The sequence below is a fragment of the Leptothoe kymatousa TAU-MAC 1615 genome (assembly GCF_018739865.1).
Taxonomy (GTDB): domain Bacteria; phylum Cyanobacteriota; class Cyanobacteriia; order Phormidesmidales; family Phormidesmidaceae; genus Leptothoe; species Leptothoe kymatousa.
Genome location: NZ_JADOER010000004.1, coordinates 964,543 through 983,601, shown reverse-complemented (window position 1 = coordinate 983,601; position 19,059 = coordinate 964,543). Strand labels below are relative to the sequence as shown.

Below are 19,059 nucleotides of genomic sequence, written 5' to 3'. Positions count from 1 at the left end.
AGATTGGGGGAAGCTAGACTCAAAGCCCCCAGGATTGGGGGTTTGGGGGCAAGAATCACGAAGTCAAACAGCTTGTTCGTATGTTCCTAAATGCATTTGAACGCAATACCTCAAAAAGCCCACAACAGAAAAAACGAGTAGTCGCCGGGGAATTACCCCAACAAATACTCGCTTGGCTTGACTTCTAGATGATGCTGAAACTAAACCCGAAGCGTTGTTGACTTAACCGTTGGCAGCGTTGCTGCTGTAGGCATCGCCACTGAAGGGATATACGCGATCGTTGAAATCTGTTTCACGACCGGTGACTAGCTTAGCTAGACCGTCAAACCCTTCGGAATTCCAGTTGCGCTCGTGGATGGGCTTGGTCTGCTCTCCCATGAAATAGGCTTGGGTACCAATGATGGCGGCAGCGACCCAACCAACAACGATGACGGACAATAAAACTGCAATCATAGTGTGTCTCCTTTCTGTTTCTAAAATTTCTAAAACTTGCTGTAAAGCGAATAACCGTTGGCCCTAGCGAAGATTAGCTAACGACAAGGGTAATCAATGTAACTGCACTGAGGAGAAGTGCAGCTAGACCAGCTTGCAGCATGTAACGACGCTGCTGCTCAGGGGCTGGGTAGGACGCTAAGTACATTTCAGGCTCAGTCGCGTAGTTATTGAGCTGACCAGTTTCATTAATGGTGGTGTACATAAAACGGTGTCCTTTTTCTGAAAGCGTGTTCTTATGTAAACCAATGTAACGCAGAATATTACAAATTGCAAATTTACTTGACAGAATAGATTTTATTAGATCTATAAAATACCTCTATGGATAGTTACGCAGTTTTACGGCACATCTATTTGAACGCTAGGTGCTACTGGAGTGCGGCTGATGTAGCAGGCGGTTGTGGGTCAATGCGCCTTTCCTGCAACTGTACTTAAGTTAATTACCCCAACCTCTAGAAGCCTAGGTGGGATACCCCTACTTTGGACCTACGGTAAATTTCGAACCGAGACCTAAGGGTTTTACTAAATTCAATGACGTTGATGATAAAGGCGTTGAAAGCACCAGACACGGTAGCCAAAATTACTGGCATTAAGGGTTTCATCTTTTAACCGTCCATTTGTCTCTGTTTACGCCAAAATAGGGGTGAATCGTCCCTGATTGCCATGGCTCAATCCTCTGGCCCTGAACCACCGCTTAACGAAAAACTGGCAGATATTGTGCTGAAAGCAATTTCAGCCGGTGGCATTACAGCGGGTGGGGCAAACGCTTTTTGGCAACTGATTAAACAGGATGGCAGTATTCCAAAGGCGATTGCCTCAGCCGTGATCGGCCTAGGCATTGCCTACGGAGCCAAGCTGCTAATGCCAGTTCACAAGGGAAATGAGCGCAGGTTAGAATCCGCTGGTGAAAAGCTAAATCAGGGGATTGACCGCACTGCTGAACGGTTAACCTACGGTAGTTTCGAAGATTGGTATTTACAGTGTCAGGCATGGGACTGTCAGTCCTATCGGCCTGAGGGGATGGGCCAATATGAGGGCATATTTACCCCTATGCTAGAAGAAGTGTTTGTCCCGTTGGGGCTAAACCTGAGCGGTAATTTGCCCGGTTTCAAGAATTCACCCCAGCCCCTGGCACGGGCAGAACTAGAGCCGTTTCAAGACCTTAATATCTGGCACTGTATCCGTCAGGCGGAGAAGCGTCGTCCCTTTCGGCAATTGGCAGTTTTAGCCTGGGGCGGCTACGGCAAAACCACCCTGCTCAAGCATGTGGCCTATATCTATGGAACTAAACAGCAGGGACGGTTTCAGGTGCCCAAGCGGATTCCAGTGTTGCTAGTGTTACGCAAATATCGAGACCTGCTGGCCCAGGAAACTCCGCCTAATTTGCCAGAGCTGATTACCAACCATCACATTCCCAACTTGCCCAAGGAAGGTAATGACCGCCCCGTGCCGGAAAACTGGGCTACTAACCTGCTGCGCCAGGGCAATGCGGTGGTGATGCTAGACGGGTTTGATGAAGTGGCCAAAGCCCAGCGACCTAAAGTGGCCCGCTGGATTAATGACCAAATGCGGCACTATGGCAATTCTATTTTTATTCTCACTTCCCGACCCAAAGCTTATAAACAGCAGCCTGCTGCCGATCGTTTAGAACTCTCCACAGGGTTATGGGTACAGGACTTTAATGAACAGCAGCGACGAGACTTTGTTACCCGCTGGTATGAATGTCAGGAGAAGTACGCCCATGGTGGTCGCAGTGACCCTGATGTGAAAAAGCTAGCCGCAGAGTCTGCCCAGGATTTGTTGAACCAGATTGAAGATCGACAGGAACTAAAAGACCTGGCCAAAAATCCCCTGTTGCTTAATATGATTGTCACCTTTCATCGGCGCTACCCGAGGAAGAATTTACCCAAGCGCCGGGTGGAGCTATATCGGGAGATATGTGTGCTGCAATTGCAGGATCGTCCCAGTGCCCGCCAACTAGACACGGTGCTGACTGAATTCAATGCCCAGAGCATTTTGCAAAAGCTAGCGCTGGAAATGATGACACGGAGGCAGGAACGTATCCCTCGAAAAGAACTGTTACTCCTGTTGCGAGGCTATGGACAACAGCAGGAAGAGGCACTAGATATCCGTGAGTTTTTGGAGCAGGTTATACAGATTAGTGAACTGCTGATCGAACAGGAAGACGAGATTGAATTTGCCCACCTGAGCTTTCAGGAATATCTGGCAGCCGCTGAAATCGTCCGGACCCAAACCGAAGCATTGTTGTATGGCCACTTGGAAGACGACTGGTGGAAGCCTACTATTTTGCTCTATGCCGCCCAGGTTAAGCCCACGCGCTTGATACGCAAAATGTTGGACTTGAATGCAACAGATTTAGCCTATAATTGTTTGCAAGACACCACTAAACGCATTGACCCTAAACTAGAAGCAGAACTAGCAGGTCTTAAAAAGGCCGTGGCCGTATCACGGTATAAGAAGCTAGAAAACTATCTGAAAAAGGGCCAGTGGGAAGAAGCTGACAATGAAACCTATCGGTTGATGATTACCACCGTAGGTAAAGACGAGGGCCAGATTTTTAGCAGCGACGAACTGCTCAACTTTCCCTGTGAGGAACTCAAAGCCATTGATGATCTGTGGGTAAACCACAGCAATGGGAAGTTTGGATTTAGCATCCAGAAAGACCTATACCTAACTAAGTGCGGTGGGGTTCCCGATGGCAAATATCATGAGGATGCATTCTCTAAGTTTTACAGGATAGTTGATTGGAAGAATTCTACAAAATATGACCTTTCCTCACCCAAGGGACACTTACCTTTCGTCGGGCTGGGCACCTCCCAGAAACGAGAGTACATGCCAGCTCGTACACGTTATGGATATGTTACTCCATCTAATTGGATACCTCCGTCAGCTGGACACCCCCGAACGACAGCGCCACACGTTTTTACGCACGTCCATTTTATTGTCTCTTCTCTCGCATCCAGACTTGTAAACTTTAGCCTATTGGCGGTTCAGTCCGATCAAGATTTTTATTATCAGTGGTTTGAGTTCGCTAAAACAAAGGTTTCAGCCAATCGTTACCTGGCACCAGAGCCTACGTTGTTTCTGGAAATTGAGCCCCTGCAATGTCAGGGTTAAGACAATTGGCCAGCACAAACTTTTTAGCCGTTGCCACCACTTCATCAAAAGGTAATTGCCATTCTTTCCACAGGCTTTTTTGGCCAGGGCTAACCTTTTTAGCTTTCATTTTCTGCTTTAGTCCTGCCAACCGTTGACTACCCCAATGGTTACGTCTCTCTGTTTTGGGGCTAGGTTTATATCGTTTACAAAACCTACGATATACAGCAGCACAGAGTTCCAGCGTTATCCCCAATGCCAGAAAAGCCGGATGCCATTGGGTAATGCCATCATCGGTCAACCGGTCGTAGCTGCCGTAGTTGCTAAAGTCATAAAACCAGCCCTGTTGCATACTGGCAGCCTTAGGGTTTCCATGGATGTAGCGTAATGTGTTCAATGCTCGGCGATGGTCCGTATTGGCAAAGCCTGTGCTGTGGTAACGCTTTTCCCAAAAGTGCCCGGTGCGGTTCAACAATCGGTTAAAACACATGGCGGTATACCAGTTTAGCCAGTGCATAATTTTAGGCACATCATTGGGTTCGGCTGGCTCTAGCAAGTAATGAATGTGATTGCTCATAATGCAAAGGCCATAGAGCTTAAAGCCAAATTTGTCTCGACATCGCCGAATTGCAAACAACAACAGTTCCCGACATTCAAACCGAGTCAGTCGAAATTCTCGATTGTTGCAGCGAGTGGTGATGTGATAACAATAGTTTTTTTGAAATTTACGTGGAGTACGTGCCATAGCCAAATTACCCTGGAAAGTCAATTGCCCATAATGACACTTGGTAGACGGTGCATTGAAATGCACCCTACGGAGACTATGGCAAAGCTCTCTGGGGGGTGCCAATGTGCGGCCACTTACTGTTGTTGTTCCTGCTGTTGTTCAAACAACCACATCGGTAAGGCTTCATCTGCATAGGCCGGGTCCCAAGCATTATGCCCTATCCCACTGAATTCAGTGTATTGCACATTAGCGTCAACAGATTCTAATGCCGCCATCATTTGCCGAGATTCTTCCACTGGCACAACATCATCCGCATCTCCATGAAAGATCCAAATAGGAATCTCTTGGATCCGTTCTGCCACATCCGCATAAATGTCTGCACTAGAGTCCGGCACAAAGGAGGGAAAGCCATCCATGCCTGCCACATAACCACAGATGGGCACTAGGGCTGCAAACCGCTCTGGATAGGTATAGCCGAGATACCAAGTGCCCTCCCCTCCCAGCGATAGTCCCGTCAGATACACTCGCGATTCATCAATGCTAAATTCTTCTACGGTTTCGTCTAGAGCCGCCATGGCAATTTGTCCGGCTAGGTCCTGCCAAATCAAGTCGGCATCTTCGGGCACCTGGGGGAAAATAGCCAACGTGGGCCAACGCTCTGGATTGGAGCGAATAGCGCTACCCAGACCCACATCGGTTTGCTTTAGCCCTTCATCACCATATTCATCAGCCCCGTGGAGAAATAGAACCGCAGGCCATTCCCCAGCCGCTTCGTAATTCCTCGGCACATAGACTTGGTAGGCATACTCGGTACCATCAAGGGTGAGGGTACGATCTAAAAAGCCTGTTTCGGTTACCTGAGCCAGGGCAGTGCCAGGGACAAGAACAATTGCTGCGGTTAAAAATGCTGGCATTGTGTTCATCGATGCGGCTCCAGGTAATAGGATTTTATGACTACTCCGATGCTACAAACGTTCCCCCTGGATCGCCCATGCTACAGGTAAATTAAATGGTCCATTAGAACAAATTTTAGGCAAAGCTGGTCGTGCTATTTTTTTGCAACAAAGAATTCCCGTTGGCTTCGACTTCGCTCAGCCAACGGGAATTCTTCGACTTCGCTCAGAATCGACTTGCAAGCGATTGTTACAGGGATATACGAGCGAGCCAGTTGCGATCTGCGTATTGACTAATCACAACCGCTGCCACCGCCCAGTTTTTCTGAAGCCGACAAAGACTGGATCGCTGAATTGCTTAAATCGGCATGACAGGTGATGTAGCTTCAACCCACGCTGGGTTCAAAACCCAACGCTAATCGAGTGCTGTTTGCTAAAAGCAACAACCTGGCTATGCAGCCCTAAATTTAAGGCTTTTATCGATCTCCTAACCGTTTGAGCGGTTTTGATCCAATTAGCCTTGCGACTTTGAGTCCAAGGCGAGCTCAAGCTATTTGATGATCCAATTCACTAATCCGTAAAACTCCGATCCACCGCCCCAACAGCAACCACCGCCCCCACCAAAGTCTCCAACGCCAACGACTGCGCCATCGGCATTTGGCCATAGCTAAAGACCCAAGAAATATCCTCTGACAACTCTAACTGTGCCAAAACATAGGGGCTGCCATAAACCACTACCGCTTGTAAATCCCCTACGGCCGTCTCCAAATACTGGCGCGCCAGCTGCACTAGATTCTGACCGCTACGGAAGGGATTTCCTCGAATAAACAATTGCACTAATGTCGGCACCCCCGTCTTCGGCAATTGAGATGACCGACTATCCAGCAGCGTCAGCTCATATCCCCACCTTATTGGTTCAGTAATCGCTGGAGCCGTCCTAGGCAAATACCGACAGCCCAGCACATCATCCACCAGAATCACATTTTGCCCCGGTCCTTTGGGCCTAAATCCAGGCTGCTGCCGATTTGATGATCGCAAAATATCGCGAGCCAGCTCCAGCGTTTTTGGTTGGGCCAACTGCTGCACCTGGGTTACGGGCTCCGCTGGTTCCCAATTGTGGCAGGATGGCCCAGTGCCCAGCGGCCCCGACACCTTATGCTTGGCTCGCCAAATCCGCTCCACCGAGGCTCGAATCTGGCTTTTGTCTATGCGGCCCACCCGCACCGCTTCGCAAATGGCTTGAATGCAGCCTTCCACATCCGCTGGCATTAGCACCACATCGGCACCGGCTTCCACCGCTAGCACGGCTGCTTCGTAGGGGCCATAGGTCTCGGTAATGGCCCCCATCACTAGGGCATCGGTGACAATTAGCCCATCAAACCCTAGTTCCTGGCGCAATAGGCCGGTCAAAATCGGCTTTGAGAGGGTGGCCGGATGCTGCTGATCGAAGGCTGGCAACCGGAGATGGGCCGTCATAACGCTATCCACGGGCTTGGCTGCAGTAGAAATTGCCCCCTTAAACGGCGCTAACTCTACCTGGTCTAGCCTGGTTAGGTCATGGTCAATTACTGGCAAACTCAGGTGGGAGTCGATGGACGTATCCCCATGGCCGGGAAAGTGCTTGGCGGTGGTTAGCACCGGATAGGCCTGTGCCCCTTGGATAAATGATTGGGTTAGTTGGGCAACAATCTCGGGGGTCTCGCCAAAGGCCCGCACATTAATCACCGGATTGGCGGGATTATTGTTGACATCCACCACCGGGGCTAGCACCCAGTTGAGGCCGATGGCCATGGCTTCCTGGGCGGTGGCCTGGCCAAACCGGTGGGCGTAGGTTTTGGCTAATTGCAAATCTGTGCGGGCGATTTCCCCCAGGGCCATGGGTGGTGGAAACCAGGTGGCACCGCTAAAGCGTTGACCGACGCCTTCTTCGATGTCTGCGGCGATCAGCAGGGGAATGTCGGCCATGGCCTGAAGTGCCTGGGTGCGCAGGGCAACCTCGGCACTGCTACCGCCCAGTAGGATAATGCCGCCCACACCTAGCTCGGTGATGTAGTGCGCTAGCTGGTCGTGGGTGGCTTCCCATTGGGGATATTCGATTTCGTGGTCGAATAGGTGCCCGGTGGTGCGGACGACGATTAGCTGGGCGACAAGTTGGGCTAGGGATAGGCTATCTGGATCGGGCAGGATGGGTTTTAGCATAGGTGCCCTTTAGCATAGGTGCCCTTTAGCATAAGTGCCCTAAGAAGCTATGTCTCTTCTTCTTCGGTGGCACTGGGAATGACGGCGGGAATTCCGTTTTCGTCGACGCCGCGTTCGTGCTCTAGCTTACTGAGCAAGTTCAACACCTGGGTGCCTTGCTCAAAGGAAACATCTTCTTTGAAGATGATTTCTGGGGTGCGTCTTAGGCGCATGCGACGACCCATTTCACGGCGTACGTAGGGCGTGGCAGCGGCTAAACCCGCCATGGTTTCTGCTTTGGCTTCGGCGGTGCCATAGATGCTGACAAATACCTTGGCGTGTTGTAGATCGCCAGATACGTCTACAGCGGTAACGCTGACCATGCCAGCGCCCACCCGATCATCTTTGATGTCTGTCACCAGCATCTGACTGATTTCGCGCTTGATGGATGCGGACACCTTTGCGACTCGACGACTTGTTGCCATCGTCTTCTCCTAATTCGTTAACGTTGGGGTGGGCTGTGTGATGACGGGGCAACTTCAAGGAGTATTCCCTTACCCACATAACGGGAATTAACTGTAGCCGGGCTGTGCCATCTGGTTGGCCTTGCCCAGTCGACTAGGCCAACCCCATCATTGCTCGTAGGGTAAAGCTTAAAAACATGAAACCGGCAACGACAGCACCAACTAGGGCAATGGCTGTCGTCCGATTCTCAAACAGCGGCAGCAAGGGCTTAACAGCACTGTAAAGTACGCCCAGGGTAAAGGTAATGAAGTAACGCGGGTAGCGCGACACATTGGAAAAAAAGTCTTGCATCGTCTAAACTTGCATCAATTTTAGATATTAAAAAGGTACGACGACCTTTTTTTGTATTGCAAAGGTTTAACAACCTTTTGTTTTGAATCGGATGAGCCCTATATATCCTACCGTAGGGACTCGTTTCTCCCGATAGGAAATACTTAAGAGTTTATGGTCCAACTGTCTTCCCCACCAAAACCACTGCGCCCATTTTTGAAATGGGCTGGGGGAAAGCGTCAGTTGGTGCCAGAACTGCTGCGGCACGCGCCCGCTCACTATGGCCACTATTATGAGCCGTTCATTGGTGGTGGGGCATTGCTGCTGAACCTACAGCCCACCCAGGCCACTATTAATGACAGTAATGATGAGTTGATTAATTGCTATCGGGTGGTTAAGGAATCGGTGGATGAGCTGATTGAGACCCTGGGGCAACATCGCAATGAGAAGTCTTATTTTTATGAGGTGCGCGGCTGGGATCGGCAGCTGGAGTTTGCGGCTAAGACGAATGTGCAACGGGCCGCGCGTATTATTTTTTTGAATAAGACTTGTTACAACGGATTGTTTCGGGTGAATTCGAAGGGGCAGTTTAATGCTCCCTTTGGTAAGTACAAGAACCCTAATATTGCGAATGAACGGGTGCTACGGGCGGTCAGTCGCTATCTGAATGAGGCGAATGTCACCATCCGTCGTGAGGATTTTGCTATGTCGGTGGCGGCGGCGGGGGCTCGGGATTTTGTTTATTTTGATCCCCCCTACGATCCGGTGTCGACCACGGCTTCGTTTACGGCCTATGACACGAATGGGTTTAACCGTGATGAGCAGCGACGGCTTAAGTCTGTGGTGGATGACCTCACGGCACGGGGCTGTAAGGTGATGCTGAGCAATGCGGCCACTGAGTTTATTCAGGATTTGTATGGCGACTATCACCAGCTCCGGGTCAAGGCAAAACGGGCGATTAATTCTAATGCGGCCAAGCGGGGCAAGGTGGATGAATTGCTGGTGATTAATTATTGAGGGCGGCTAGAACACCGTTAGGGCGGAGTCGTGCCATGGTGTGGGCAAGCTTTGTTTTACATGCGGCCCTTTGGCTCGAGAATTTACCAGCGCTTATGTAAGCGCTGGTAAATTCTCCATCAGCAACGGCGTTAAAAACTCACTGGGTTGTCATCGCCAGCAGTAGTTTCGGAGTCCCCTGGGGTGCTATCTCCGGCTTTGGGCTGCTGCGCTTCGTTCTCGGGAGAGGGGGTCTCTTCCTCTGGGGCTGGGGTCTCTGTTTCTGGGTCTTCGGGTTGCTTGTCTTCGGGCTTGGGGGGGTCGCCTTCGGTCGGTTTAGGCGACTCCTCGGGAGCAGGGGTATTGCTGATGTTATCCACGGCTACGCTGAGGGCGTAGTTGATGGGGTTGGCGGATTTGGATGCGATCGCAATTTCATAGAAACCCGTTTGCTCCAACCGACCTGACCACGTAGTTTCCGACGAATCAGACAGCAAAAAAGGAAGCTTCTGGGACGGTGCCGGCAAATATAAAGACATTTGCACCGCATCCTGGGGCGCCTGCAAATTAATCCGCAGATTTTGCCCTTCCTCCAACTTCAGAACAAACACCTGCCCCTGACCAACGGCCAACTGCCCCGTGCGCTGATCCCTAAACGTGCCCGAATCAAACTCAATCAGCTCTAGCGCTTTGCCAGACTGCAAATCTTCCACACTATCCTGGGTCATGGCGTACCACACCTGGCCCAAGGGCTGGTCCAACACCCGATCCCGAGGCGTCTTCGGAAAAGTCGCCGCAAACTTCGCATCGGATAAATCTTCCAACGCCCGACTACTCACATTCAGGTTATTCACCAACTTGCGCCAGCTTTCGCGATCGTCCGCCCCATAGGCCCCAAGGCCGCGTCGCGCCGGCATGCTCAAATTTAGCTGCAAACTATCCAACGAATCCATCGCCAGGTTATCCCACCGCAAACGCAAAGGCGCATCCTCCACCGCCGGCGTCAGGGGTCGTCCCCTCAAATTGGGATACTGATCATAAAACTGCTGATTCACCCACTGATTTAACCAAGCCTCATTCACCCCCAGGTTCTGCCGACGCTGTAATAACTCTTCTTTGCGAGCCACTTCATCGGCATTCAAGCCCCGCTGGGGCTGCTGCGCATCGGATGAACCCGACTGATTGCCAAAGGAAGGTAACCGGGGGCGCAAACCAAGCCCGCCAAACAGTCCAACCAATAGCCCTACGATTCCCAACAGGGCCAACAACCCCAGCAACGCTTCTAGGCCCGAGCGACTATTTGTCTGCCTGGCAGGGCCCACAGCAGCCGGGGAAACGGTGGCCGAGTCTGGTGGTGGCGCCACCACCTGGGTCGCCCCCGACGTATGGGGCCCCTCTATACGGAGGCCCTCAGCCCCACCATTTTCGTCCCCATCCACGGCCCCCACAAAGGCTACGCCATAATCATCGGCATTGGTGGCCTCCTGTGGCTCTGCCGGCACCGCCCCATGCAACGCCTGGAGCACTTGCGCCGCTGAGCCATAGCGCTGCGCAGGGGAAGGAGCCAACATCTTTTTCAGCACACTATTCAGCGGTTCCCCTAAAGCAACAAACTGATCCCAGTTCCAAGTATTGTCATAAATGTCCTGCAGCGCCTGGGGCTCTTTCCCCGTAGCCAAAACAACTAGCGTCGCCGCCAACCCATAAAGGTCGCTCGACGGATCCACAGCCCCGGAATGAAACTGTTCCTGGGGCACATATCCCGCCTTACCAATGCGGGTTTGATTCACATTGGTCGACAGTTCCTGCTCTACCGTAGCGGCAATCTGTTTGACACTGCCAAAATCAATCAGCACCGGTTTACCATCCTCGGCGCGCAAAATCAGGTTCTCAGGCGAAATATCCCGGTGAATAATATCCAAACCATGGATATATTCCAGCACCGGCAACAGCTGGTACATCAGCTGAGTAACTTCAGTTTCACTAAACTGCCCGCCATAGTCTTGCCGCCCCTGCAACAGACTACGGTAGGTGGTTCCTTCCACATAGTCCTGCACCAGAAAGAGTTTGCCCCCCTCCCGCATCAGCTCTCGAAACTTAGGAATCTGAGGATGTTCTAGCTGATAAAGCACCTTGGCCTCGCGCTCGAATAATTCCTCTGCCTTGGCCAAGAGGGAAGGATCCTCAATTTGAGGCACAAATTCTTTCAGGACGCAGCGTTCCTTAAACCGATGTAAATCTTCGGCCAAATAGGTACGGCCAAAGCCCCCCTCTCCAATTTCTTGCAATACGTTATAGCGTGCGCCTAATGGGGGACTAGATTCCCAGGGTGTGCTCATGAACGGCTCCTTCACAGCTGACTGCGTACCCCTAGTCAGTAATTCACCGGGGCTAATCTAATTGGTCAGTGTAGTGTTTTTTCCTACGGATGCAACCGTTTGTGGCAATTTTTCTTATAAACCTCTGGCAGGGGCACGCCCTGCCTGGGTTATTCGTTCATATTTTTATACGTGGCCACCGCAGAGGGGGAAATTCGATTGAGATAGCGGAAAATCCAATATTTGAAGACCGTATCTAAAATCACCGGGAATGTGGCAATAAACAGAAAGATAAAGTCGCGGTTGGCAGGAAAGCCCAAATGCCGCGACATGCCTTCCAATAAAACTTCCCAGCCGTGGGGCGAGTGAAAGCCCACAAACATATCGGTAAACAGAATAATAATAAAAGCCTTAGCGCTATCGCTGAGGCCATAGATAATTTCATCAATAAAGGCCTTGAGGGTAGCGACCTGACGTTTGCAGCTACTCAACAAAAGCGAAAAGGCAACCACCGCAAAAATATCGGCAAATACATTTTTCACCGAGTCGGCACTGCGCTCTCGATATTCTTCTTCAATGTCGAGGGCCTTATCCAATACCCGTTCTTCTAGCTCTGTCTCGCTCAGCGCCGCCACTTTCCCTAAAATCACCTCAAACCGCAGTCGTTCCTCAAACTGCTGCAGCTCATGGAGGGCTTCTTCCTCCATTTCATCGTTGAGGAAAACCTCAGCCGCCGTGGATTGGCGCACATAGTCCACCACCGGACCCACGGCAAAATGTTTGGTCAATTGCTGGGTCAGCAAGGGCACAATCACCAACAACAGCACAAACCTTAGGGCAATTTTGGTTTTTCCCTGGGACTTACGAAAGTTGCGCATCACATCAACTTCCGCCGTAGGATCGAGATCCTGCTTCACCCGATCGACCGTACGTAAAATCGACCGGGGTAAGACGCTGCCTCGAGCGGCCAAACCCGCTCGACTTTTATCGGCCTTGTTCGCCCCACCCGCCTTGGGCCCCGATGGAGCAGACGATAGATCGCCGCTTGGCTGCACAGGCTGGAGCGCACTGTCCAGGCTGCCATAACGACCTAAAATCTCGTCTATAAACTGCAATTTTTTGAAAATGATGGCCGACTGATCGATTAAGTCGAGGGTATATTCGTCCTGCTGATCGTCGTAGGATTGCACCTCCATCTGCCGTCCCGGTGCCAGGTTAGACCGAGTCGACTCAAATGTCGCCATGCACTCTTTAATCAGGGCGACATTTTGCTCGACTTCGCCTTGAATATAGCGATAGGCGCTGTCTCCATACTGACCATTTTCTTGGCTAATGGGACTCCCCTGAAAATAGTCGTCCTCTATTTTTTTAATGGCTAAAGCGGCTTCATAGGCTTGTTCAAGGGATTGATCGGGTGACTTAAACAGCCACTGACCTGCGTTGCGAAAAAATGCCCGAAGCTGCATGGCAATAGTAGGTGCTCAGTAAGGCCAGAATTATAGTATCAAGTCCATACCTATATCTATTCCCTCAACCAATCGATTCACGCGGCATTTGCCGTCAAGGAATCAATCTAGCCATCTGATGTAGCGCCACTGAGACTGGATGCTGCGACAATATATCACCGTGGTTCATCAACCTGTATAGGTAGGTGCCAGCCACCACTAGAAACATGCACCACGTGGCCAAATTGAACAACGGCGAAGCCTCAGCGGTAAACGATTGAAACTTAAAGGGCTTAGTAAAGTTACCGGCAAATCGACGGTTATTGGCAATGGTTTCATAGATGCGGTTACCGACAGCCATCAGGGGCGACCACCGTAAGACCCAGGCCAAAGGCCACAGCATGGGCGACAGACTGACGACGTAGGCAATGCCATGCCATTTGTAATGATGCTGCCCCTGCCAGTCAACAATCACCCAAGAATTATGGGTTTCCATGGCCGTGTGAATCACTGGATCACCCTGGGCAATTTGCAGCGGGATGCGCCGGGGCAAGACTAAAAAAGTGCGCAGTAGGTGCACCAACTTTTTACAAAAGCCACAATCGGCATCGTAGTAAATTTTTAACCCGAGCTGTTGGGGCGTAAAGGATGGCCATCGGTCCCACAAGGGTGATGGAATAAGCGCCAAACCGGTGACGCCCACCAGCCACCAGCCGCCACCGGTTCGGCCTAGGACTATTGCCATCAACACCAGCTGCAGCAGTAAGCCCAGGTTGGCAGCGGTAAACACCTGTTTGGACTGAGGTCGAGGTGAGGTATTGAGCGCCTGATCAACCGCATAGCAACTACCCAGGGGTAGAAACATCGCCCAGAAAAACACCGCCGCAAGGGTGGCCCCTAACCCACCGGATCCCAGGAATAAAACCAGCAAGCCCCAGGCGACGATGGTGACCCAGCGGGTGCGATAGCCGATGAGCAAAAGCAGCGCCGCCAAAGTCAACACCACAGGCCCGACCATAGGCAGACGGCCCGCCATGGTGCCAAGCTGCCCTAATAGCGCCAGGGCTAAACCTATGCGAAACAAGGCCAGGGAACGTAAATCGAAACTAAAAACCACCCCTAAGAGACGTTCCACAGCATTCACCCCGACCGCAATCCTGAAAAAGTTTTTTGCTGTTGCTAATTTTTTTAGCTCCATGCGGCTGGCCCCAAGGGCCCAGCGGGATTATTGTCCCACAACGTTTGCCTAGGTCCGCGCTGACCGTTGCCCCAGGACCAGGCGCAACGCTCGACGAGCCACTTTGAACCGATGGTGATTTGTTGGCATGCGATGTAAATACACCATACGCCGAACCAGCCCCCCGAGGCGGCCCCCTAAATTCAGGCCAAAACTGCATACGCCACCGGCACCTTTCCCCAGGGCTAACATATCTCCCAGATGAATATATCGAAACCGGTGGGGCCGCCGTCCACCTGATATTTTGGCCAAATTTCTAGCCACCGTTGCGGCCGCTTGGTAGGCGGCCTGGGCCGTATCGGGGGAAGCTTGTGCCGCCGCATCGCCAATGACAAAAACGTTGTCATAGTCCTGAAGCTGTAGCGTCGGCCGCACCGATACTTGCCCCCGCTCGTTGGTGGTCACCGCCGTACCGGACCAGGGCATGGGCTCAGTGCCGGTGGCCCCCAGGGTCAAATGATTGACATGGGGCTCACCATTCAAACAAATGTGGTTGGCCCCCACCTCGTCTACGGTGGTCTTGAGGTGCAACGCCACACCACGCTGCTTTAGGGCACGCAGGGCCTGCCGCCGCAGCCCTTGGGGAAATAGCTTAAGGATCTGCTCGCTGCGATCGACGAGCCGCACGGTGGCCCGTGGCCCCAGGCGATCGGCCACTTTCGTCGCTAGCTCTACGCCGCTGGCCCCCGCCCCCATGACCGTGACCACCACCGGAGACGATATGCGGGCCAGGTGATCCAGACGAGCTTTAACGCCCACCACGTCGTCTAAGCTGCGAAAGGTGAGGGCATGGTCTGGCAAACCAGGAATTGATAGGGGACGGGTTTTGGCCCCGGTGGCCACCACTAGATAATCGTAGGCAAGGGGTTCTGCCTGACGTAGCCGCACCTGCTGCTGGCCTAGGTCGATATAATCGGCCCAGTCTTGGCACCATTGAATCGTGGTGCCAGCCAGCAAGCTGTCGTAGCTAGGGGCCACCTCCCAAAGCAGCATCTCGTCCGTGAGTACTTCGTACAGCAGGGGCGTGAACAAAAAGTTCTGGCGCGGTTCAATCAGGGTGATTGAAGCGTTTTGAAGCTGGTGATATTTTTGCAGATACAGGGCCGTGTATAGCCCACCAAACCCACCGCCCACAATGACAATCCGAGGGGCATGGCCAATGGCTTTTTTCTGGGGAGAAAACTTCGACGGCGCTAAAATCATGAAACTAGTTTGACCACTTCCACACCACAACACTGTGATTTCTGAACAGTCCCGCTGGGTATCTGCCACTGCCGACTGCTACACCACGCTGGACAATACCGCCGATCTTTGGCGGATTTCCTTGGACCGTTCCCCCTGCACGCAATGGCTATCTGAGGATGAGTTAACCCGCCTGCACCGATATCGATTTGAAAAAGATCAGCGCCGATTTGCGGTGGCCCGCAGTGGCCTGCGTCAGATTTTGGGCCGCTACACTCAGACTAACCCCGAAGACATTGTTTTTGACTATAGCCCCCGCGGCAAACCGGCCCTAAAATTTAACAGCCAGGGACTGGAGTTTAATCTGTCCCATTCGGGTGAATGTGCTCTGTGCGGCGTTGCCCGCACCCCCCTTGGCGTGGACATCGAACAGCTGCGTTCCATGGATCGATTAGGGGGCTTGGTGCAGCGCTGTCTAACCCCGAGGGAGCAACGTAGCCTGCAACAGCAACCGGCATCGGAACAGAGCACAGCGTTTCTTAAATATTGGACGTGCAAGGAAGCCTATTTGAAGGCAACCGGCCAAGGAATTAGCGAATCGTTAACAGCCATTGAAGTGGAGTTAACCCCCTCGCCCAGCTTAAAGGCACCTGATCCGATGTGGCAGCTGCGTGTCCTCTTCCCTGGGCCAGGATATACGGGAGCCCTGGTGACAACACCCAGCATTAGGAAGGTGCGCCTTTGGAGTTTGAATGGATAGGGTTAGCAAGGCCACAAGTTTTAAGGCGGCGACAAGTCTATTGATGCGATCGCATCAAAACCTAGACCAACACGGGGGAATTGGGAGCCGCGATCGCACCAGTGAGGCATACATTTTGCCAGTTCACACCGCGCAGGGTAGCCCCCGTCAAATCTGCGCCACTCAAATCTGCGTTGCTTAAATCCGCACCGCTCAAATCCGCGTAGCAGAGCTTTACCCCCTGCAAATTGGCCCCTTGCAAATTAACCTGGCTGAGATCGCTCAGACGCAGATCGGCCTGCTGCAAATTCGCCCCGGACAGATTAGCAAAAGCCAAACGGCTATGTAATATGAGCGCCCGACGCAAATCGGCTTGGCTCAAATTTACCCAGCTGAGATGGGCGCGCCAAACCATTGCCCCCACCAACTCAGCACCGGACAGATCAGCCTGGCTCAAATTCGCCCAAGTCAGATCCACATAGCTCAAACGAACATCCTGTAACTTCGCCTCGGGCAGCTGAGCTTCACGCAAATCTGCACGCTCAAACCGACGCTGACCGACAGCATATCGCTGCACTAACTGAGATGCTTCCACAAACCATTCCTCAATCACCAGTGCAGATTAACTGGGGCACCTTAACCGCAAACCAATGTTTAACGGAAACACAGCAACCACAGGGGATTATGCCTGGCGTTTTGTAAACTTATATTAATGTAAACTAATGTAACAATTCCCCCGTCGGTTGGCAAGGCATTAGGCCTCAAACACAGATGGCTTTTCCCATAAATCGGATCTGAAATCAGAAAATATTGCCGTGACCACGGGTAACCTAGCTAACCCGCTCTATGCTGAACCACACAGATGAGTCACCCTCTGAGCAATAGGCTGGGGATTGACCAACAATTTGTGGTAACAATAGCGAAAATCCTTGAGGTCACCGAGACAATCCATGGCAAAGCAGTGGTTATGGGGTTCACTTTTAGGCCTGGCAATTTTCTTACCAGGCCCTGCCCTCGCTCAAACTGAAACACCCGAGGCAGCACCAGACGCCTATACCCAGGCGATGAATTTGGGCTATGCCTACAGCAGCCAGTTTGACTATCAAACGGCCCTGATTAATTTTCGCCGCGCCTTAGAAGAACGTCCCGATGATGTGTATGCGCTCAATGCGATCGCAAACGTGGAATATTACATCGAACGCAACCGGGTGGCGGCTATCCAGTCAGAGGTCAACACCCTCGAAGCCCAGTTAAACAAAGCCGCCGCCGCCAAAGACTGGGTTTGCGTCATCACCACTGTCGATGAACTGATTCCCTATGCAGAAGGCCTAGAGCGAGAGCGCCTGACCGGCTATCGCAGTCAGCTCACAGGTGTGCTCGCATCCCAAACCGACATCGACTCCTGGTCTACCGTGTGTAGTCCAGACCAACCGCTACAGTAAGCGCCATTTGCCCTATCGCCCAGGAACCCAGGAACCTACTCCCCAGGCAGCTTGCCATCCTTAGAAAGCGTTTTACCAGTCAGGGCCGCCTCCAAAAACTGCCTGGGCGGATCAATATAACTACCGTCCAACTTCACCCGAAAATCATAGTGCTCCCCTGAGCCCAACCCGGTATTCCCCGTTAGGGCAATCACATCGCCGCTCTTAAAGGAACCAGAACGACACTCATCATCCAACAGGTGCAAAGATTGAAACACTAATTGGGGATAGGACTCAGTTGTTTGCTCGGCAACCCAGCCCCCCCCGTCAACATCCCACCAACACTCAACCGACACCCGATCACCGGTCACCCCCACCGCATAGACCGGGGTGCCCGAAGGTGTCGCCAAATCCACACCGTTGTGGGGCACATTGGCAGCCCCCGTCACCGGATGAAACGGACGGATTCTCATATGGTCCGTCACCTCATATCCCGCCACCGTATCCCCCGTGGTCAAGGTAATCGCCTGGGTTAAATCCAGATCCCCCTTAGAAGACTTCGACAGCCATAAATCCAAAACATAAAGAATCGGCAGCAAAATCAACGACGCACAGATGGCCGTTAGCACCAGCTGAGGAAATTTCCCCAGGGATAAGCGCGACAATAGGGTTGAAATTGTGCCGGGTGCTGCGGCCCTAGGAGCAGGCTGTGCCGTGGCTGCGGGCCAGTCTGGCTGGCTCGGCTGCTGCGTTGTTGCTCCATAGTCCGGGGCATGGTCTAACTCCTCAGCCAGTGGCGGCCCCAGCTCATCGGCCAACACCACCGCCAGCTCACCATTGCCCAATTTCTCCAACAATTCAGAAATGCTACCGCAGCCCACCGCCTGAGCGGCTGACTTAGAACCATGCCACGCCTGAGCTGACACCGTCACCGTACATCGGCGCTTATTAGTAGGGGTTGCAGTATTCGACGGAGGAACATCATTCACAGGCATAACAGCCTCAAGCACAGGTTGCCTCTGAGCCCGTTCGGAGCTGTTAAGAAACTACGTCACGGTTTAATCCTGAAAAGCTTGTTAAGCCATGATTTCAAGGAACAAGGCCATGATTCTAATCTTTAACAAGCCCTTAGACTGCTCAAAGTTCGTGAATATGATACAGCACATCAAAATTAGCGGCATTGCCGATCCTTAGGATGATTTTATGGGCCGTATCTGGGGCCGGGTCAAAAGCCTGTTTCCCCCCTTCAAATCAACCGCAGACCTTGCCGACATCGTAGCCCTGCCATGGGCTCATAGCGGCAAGACTCCCTGATCACGCGGAGCTGCCAGAGGGCGATCTCCCTAAAATCAACAATAGTAAATACACCGCAGCAGCGGTCGAAATCCCCGCTACAACTCAACCGAATCCGAGCGCCCTACCTAGAAATACCTATTCGGCTAGCAATTGTATCCGCCATTGTGCGTAAAGCTATATCCTGATTTGCCCCATAACAGTCCGTAGGGTCACTGTTCTCCCA

The 19,059-nt window shown here is 52.2% G+C and carries 17 protein-coding genes; 4 read left to right on the top strand and 13 right to left on the bottom strand.

All coding sequences use genetic code 11. The annotated features are described in order from the left end of the window. Positions 1–222 precede the first annotated feature (222 nt). Positions 223–453, bottom strand: a complete 231-nt coding sequence (locus IXB28_RS06555; RefSeq protein ID WP_215617727.1) for a photosystem II protein, Psb35-related — start codon at positions 451–453, stop codon at positions 223–225. Positions 454–526: 73 nt separating this feature from the next. Beyond that, positions 527–697, bottom strand: coding sequence for a photosystem II assembly protein Psb34 (psb34, locus tag IXB28_RS06550; RefSeq protein WP_215617726.1), 171 nt, complete (start codon positions 695–697; stop codon positions 527–529). Between the two features lie 458 nt (positions 698–1,155). Between psb34 and IXB28_RS06545 the strand changes: the two genes are divergently transcribed. Then, complete coding sequence (locus IXB28_RS06545) at positions 1,156–3,630, top strand: GUN4 domain-containing protein (protein WP_215617725.1); 2,475 nt, start codon at positions 1,156–1,158, stop codon at positions 3,628–3,630. Here the strand turns inward: IXB28_RS06545 and IXB28_RS06540 are convergent. The 5 genes from IXB28_RS06540 to IXB28_RS06520 form a co-directional block, all read right to left on the bottom strand. Further along, the gene (locus IXB28_RS06540; protein ID WP_215617724.1) at positions 3,587–4,354 is read right to left on the bottom strand and encodes a transposase; all 768 of its coding nucleotides are present in this window, start codon (positions 4,352–4,354) and stop codon (positions 3,587–3,589) included. The two genes, IXB28_RS06545 and IXB28_RS06540, sit on opposite strands and share 44 nt — an antisense overlap. 116 nt (positions 4,355–4,470) lie before the next feature. Beyond that, positions 4,471–5,250, bottom strand: coding sequence for a carboxylesterase family protein (locus tag IXB28_RS06535; protein WP_215617723.1), 780 nt, complete (start codon positions 5,248–5,250; stop codon positions 4,471–4,473). Between the two features lie 549 nt (positions 5,251–5,799). Next, positions 5,800–7,428, bottom strand: a complete 1,629-nt coding sequence (locus tag IXB28_RS06530; RefSeq protein ID WP_215617722.1) for a glycoside hydrolase family 3 N-terminal domain-containing protein — start codon at positions 7,426–7,428, stop codon at positions 5,800–5,802. Positions 7,429–7,475: 47 nt separating this feature from the next. Next, entirely contained in the window at positions 7,476–7,892 is a 417-nt protein-coding gene (gene rbfA / locus IXB28_RS06525) for a 30S ribosome-binding factor RbfA (protein ID WP_215617721.1), read from the bottom strand. 133 nt (positions 7,893–8,025) lie between these two features. Continuing rightward, complete coding sequence (locus IXB28_RS06520; protein WP_215617720.1) at positions 8,026–8,223, bottom strand: DUF751 family protein; 198 nt, start codon at positions 8,221–8,223, stop codon at positions 8,026–8,028. A 153-nt stretch (positions 8,224–8,376) separates the two neighbouring features. On the opposite strand from IXB28_RS06520, the gene IXB28_RS06515 reads away from it, so the two are divergent. Beyond that, entirely contained in the window at positions 8,377–9,219 is an 843-nt protein-coding gene (locus IXB28_RS06515; RefSeq protein ID WP_215617719.1) for a DNA adenine methylase, read from the top strand. Between the two features lie 131 nt (positions 9,220–9,350). Here the strand turns inward: IXB28_RS06515 and IXB28_RS06510 are convergent, their stop codons facing one another. The 4 genes from IXB28_RS06510 to IXB28_RS06495 all read right to left on the bottom strand — a co-directional run bounded on the left by IXB28_RS06510 (position 9,351) and on the right by IXB28_RS06495 (position 15,401). Continuing rightward, complete coding sequence (locus IXB28_RS06510) at positions 9,351–11,537, bottom strand: serine/threonine-protein kinase (protein WP_215617718.1); 2,187 nt, start codon at positions 11,535–11,537, stop codon at positions 9,351–9,353. A gap of 149 nt (positions 11,538–11,686) precedes the next feature. Further along, a complete protein-coding gene (locus IXB28_RS06505; protein WP_215617717.1) occupies positions 11,687–12,982 on the bottom strand; it encodes a proton extrusion protein PcxA in 1,296 nt (431 codons plus the stop codon). A 94-nt stretch (positions 12,983–13,076) separates the two neighbouring features. Next, complete coding sequence (locus IXB28_RS16910; RefSeq protein ID WP_215617716.1) at positions 13,077–14,096, bottom strand: DCC1-like thiol-disulfide oxidoreductase family protein; 1,020 nt, start codon at positions 14,094–14,096, stop codon at positions 13,077–13,079. Between the two features lie 111 nt (positions 14,097–14,207). Then, positions 14,208–15,401: an NAD(P)/FAD-dependent oxidoreductase gene (locus IXB28_RS06495; protein WP_215617715.1), complete on the bottom strand. Its 1,194-nt coding sequence runs from the start codon at positions 15,399–15,401 to the stop codon at positions 14,208–14,210. A gap of 34 nt (positions 15,402–15,435) precedes the next feature. On the opposite strand from IXB28_RS06495, the gene IXB28_RS16740 reads away from it, so the two are divergent. Then, on the top strand, positions 15,436–16,140 hold the full coding sequence (locus tag IXB28_RS16740; RefSeq protein ID WP_215617714.1) for a 4'-phosphopantetheinyl transferase family protein: 705 nt from the start codon (positions 15,436–15,438) through the stop codon (positions 16,138–16,140). A 61-nt stretch (positions 16,141–16,201) separates the two neighbouring features. On the opposite strand, the gene IXB28_RS06485 is transcribed toward IXB28_RS16740, so the two are convergent. Beyond that, positions 16,202–16,714, bottom strand: a complete 513-nt coding sequence (locus IXB28_RS06485; protein WP_215617713.1) for a pentapeptide repeat-containing protein — start codon at positions 16,712–16,714, stop codon at positions 16,202–16,204. Between the two features lie 355 nt (positions 16,715–17,069). Between IXB28_RS06485 and IXB28_RS06480 the strand changes: the two genes are divergently transcribed. Continuing rightward, positions 17,070–17,561: a tetratricopeptide repeat protein gene (locus tag IXB28_RS06480; protein ID WP_215617712.1), complete on the top strand. Its 492-nt coding sequence runs from the start codon at positions 17,070–17,072 to the stop codon at positions 17,559–17,561. Positions 17,562–17,596: 35 nt separating this feature from the next. Here IXB28_RS06480 and IXB28_RS16905 read toward each other — a convergent pair whose 3' ends face one another. Next, on the bottom strand, positions 17,597–18,550 hold the full coding sequence (locus IXB28_RS16905) for a M23 family metallopeptidase (RefSeq protein WP_215617711.1): 954 nt from the start codon (positions 18,548–18,550) through the stop codon (positions 17,597–17,599). Between the last annotated feature and the right edge of the window lie 509 nt (positions 18,551–19,059).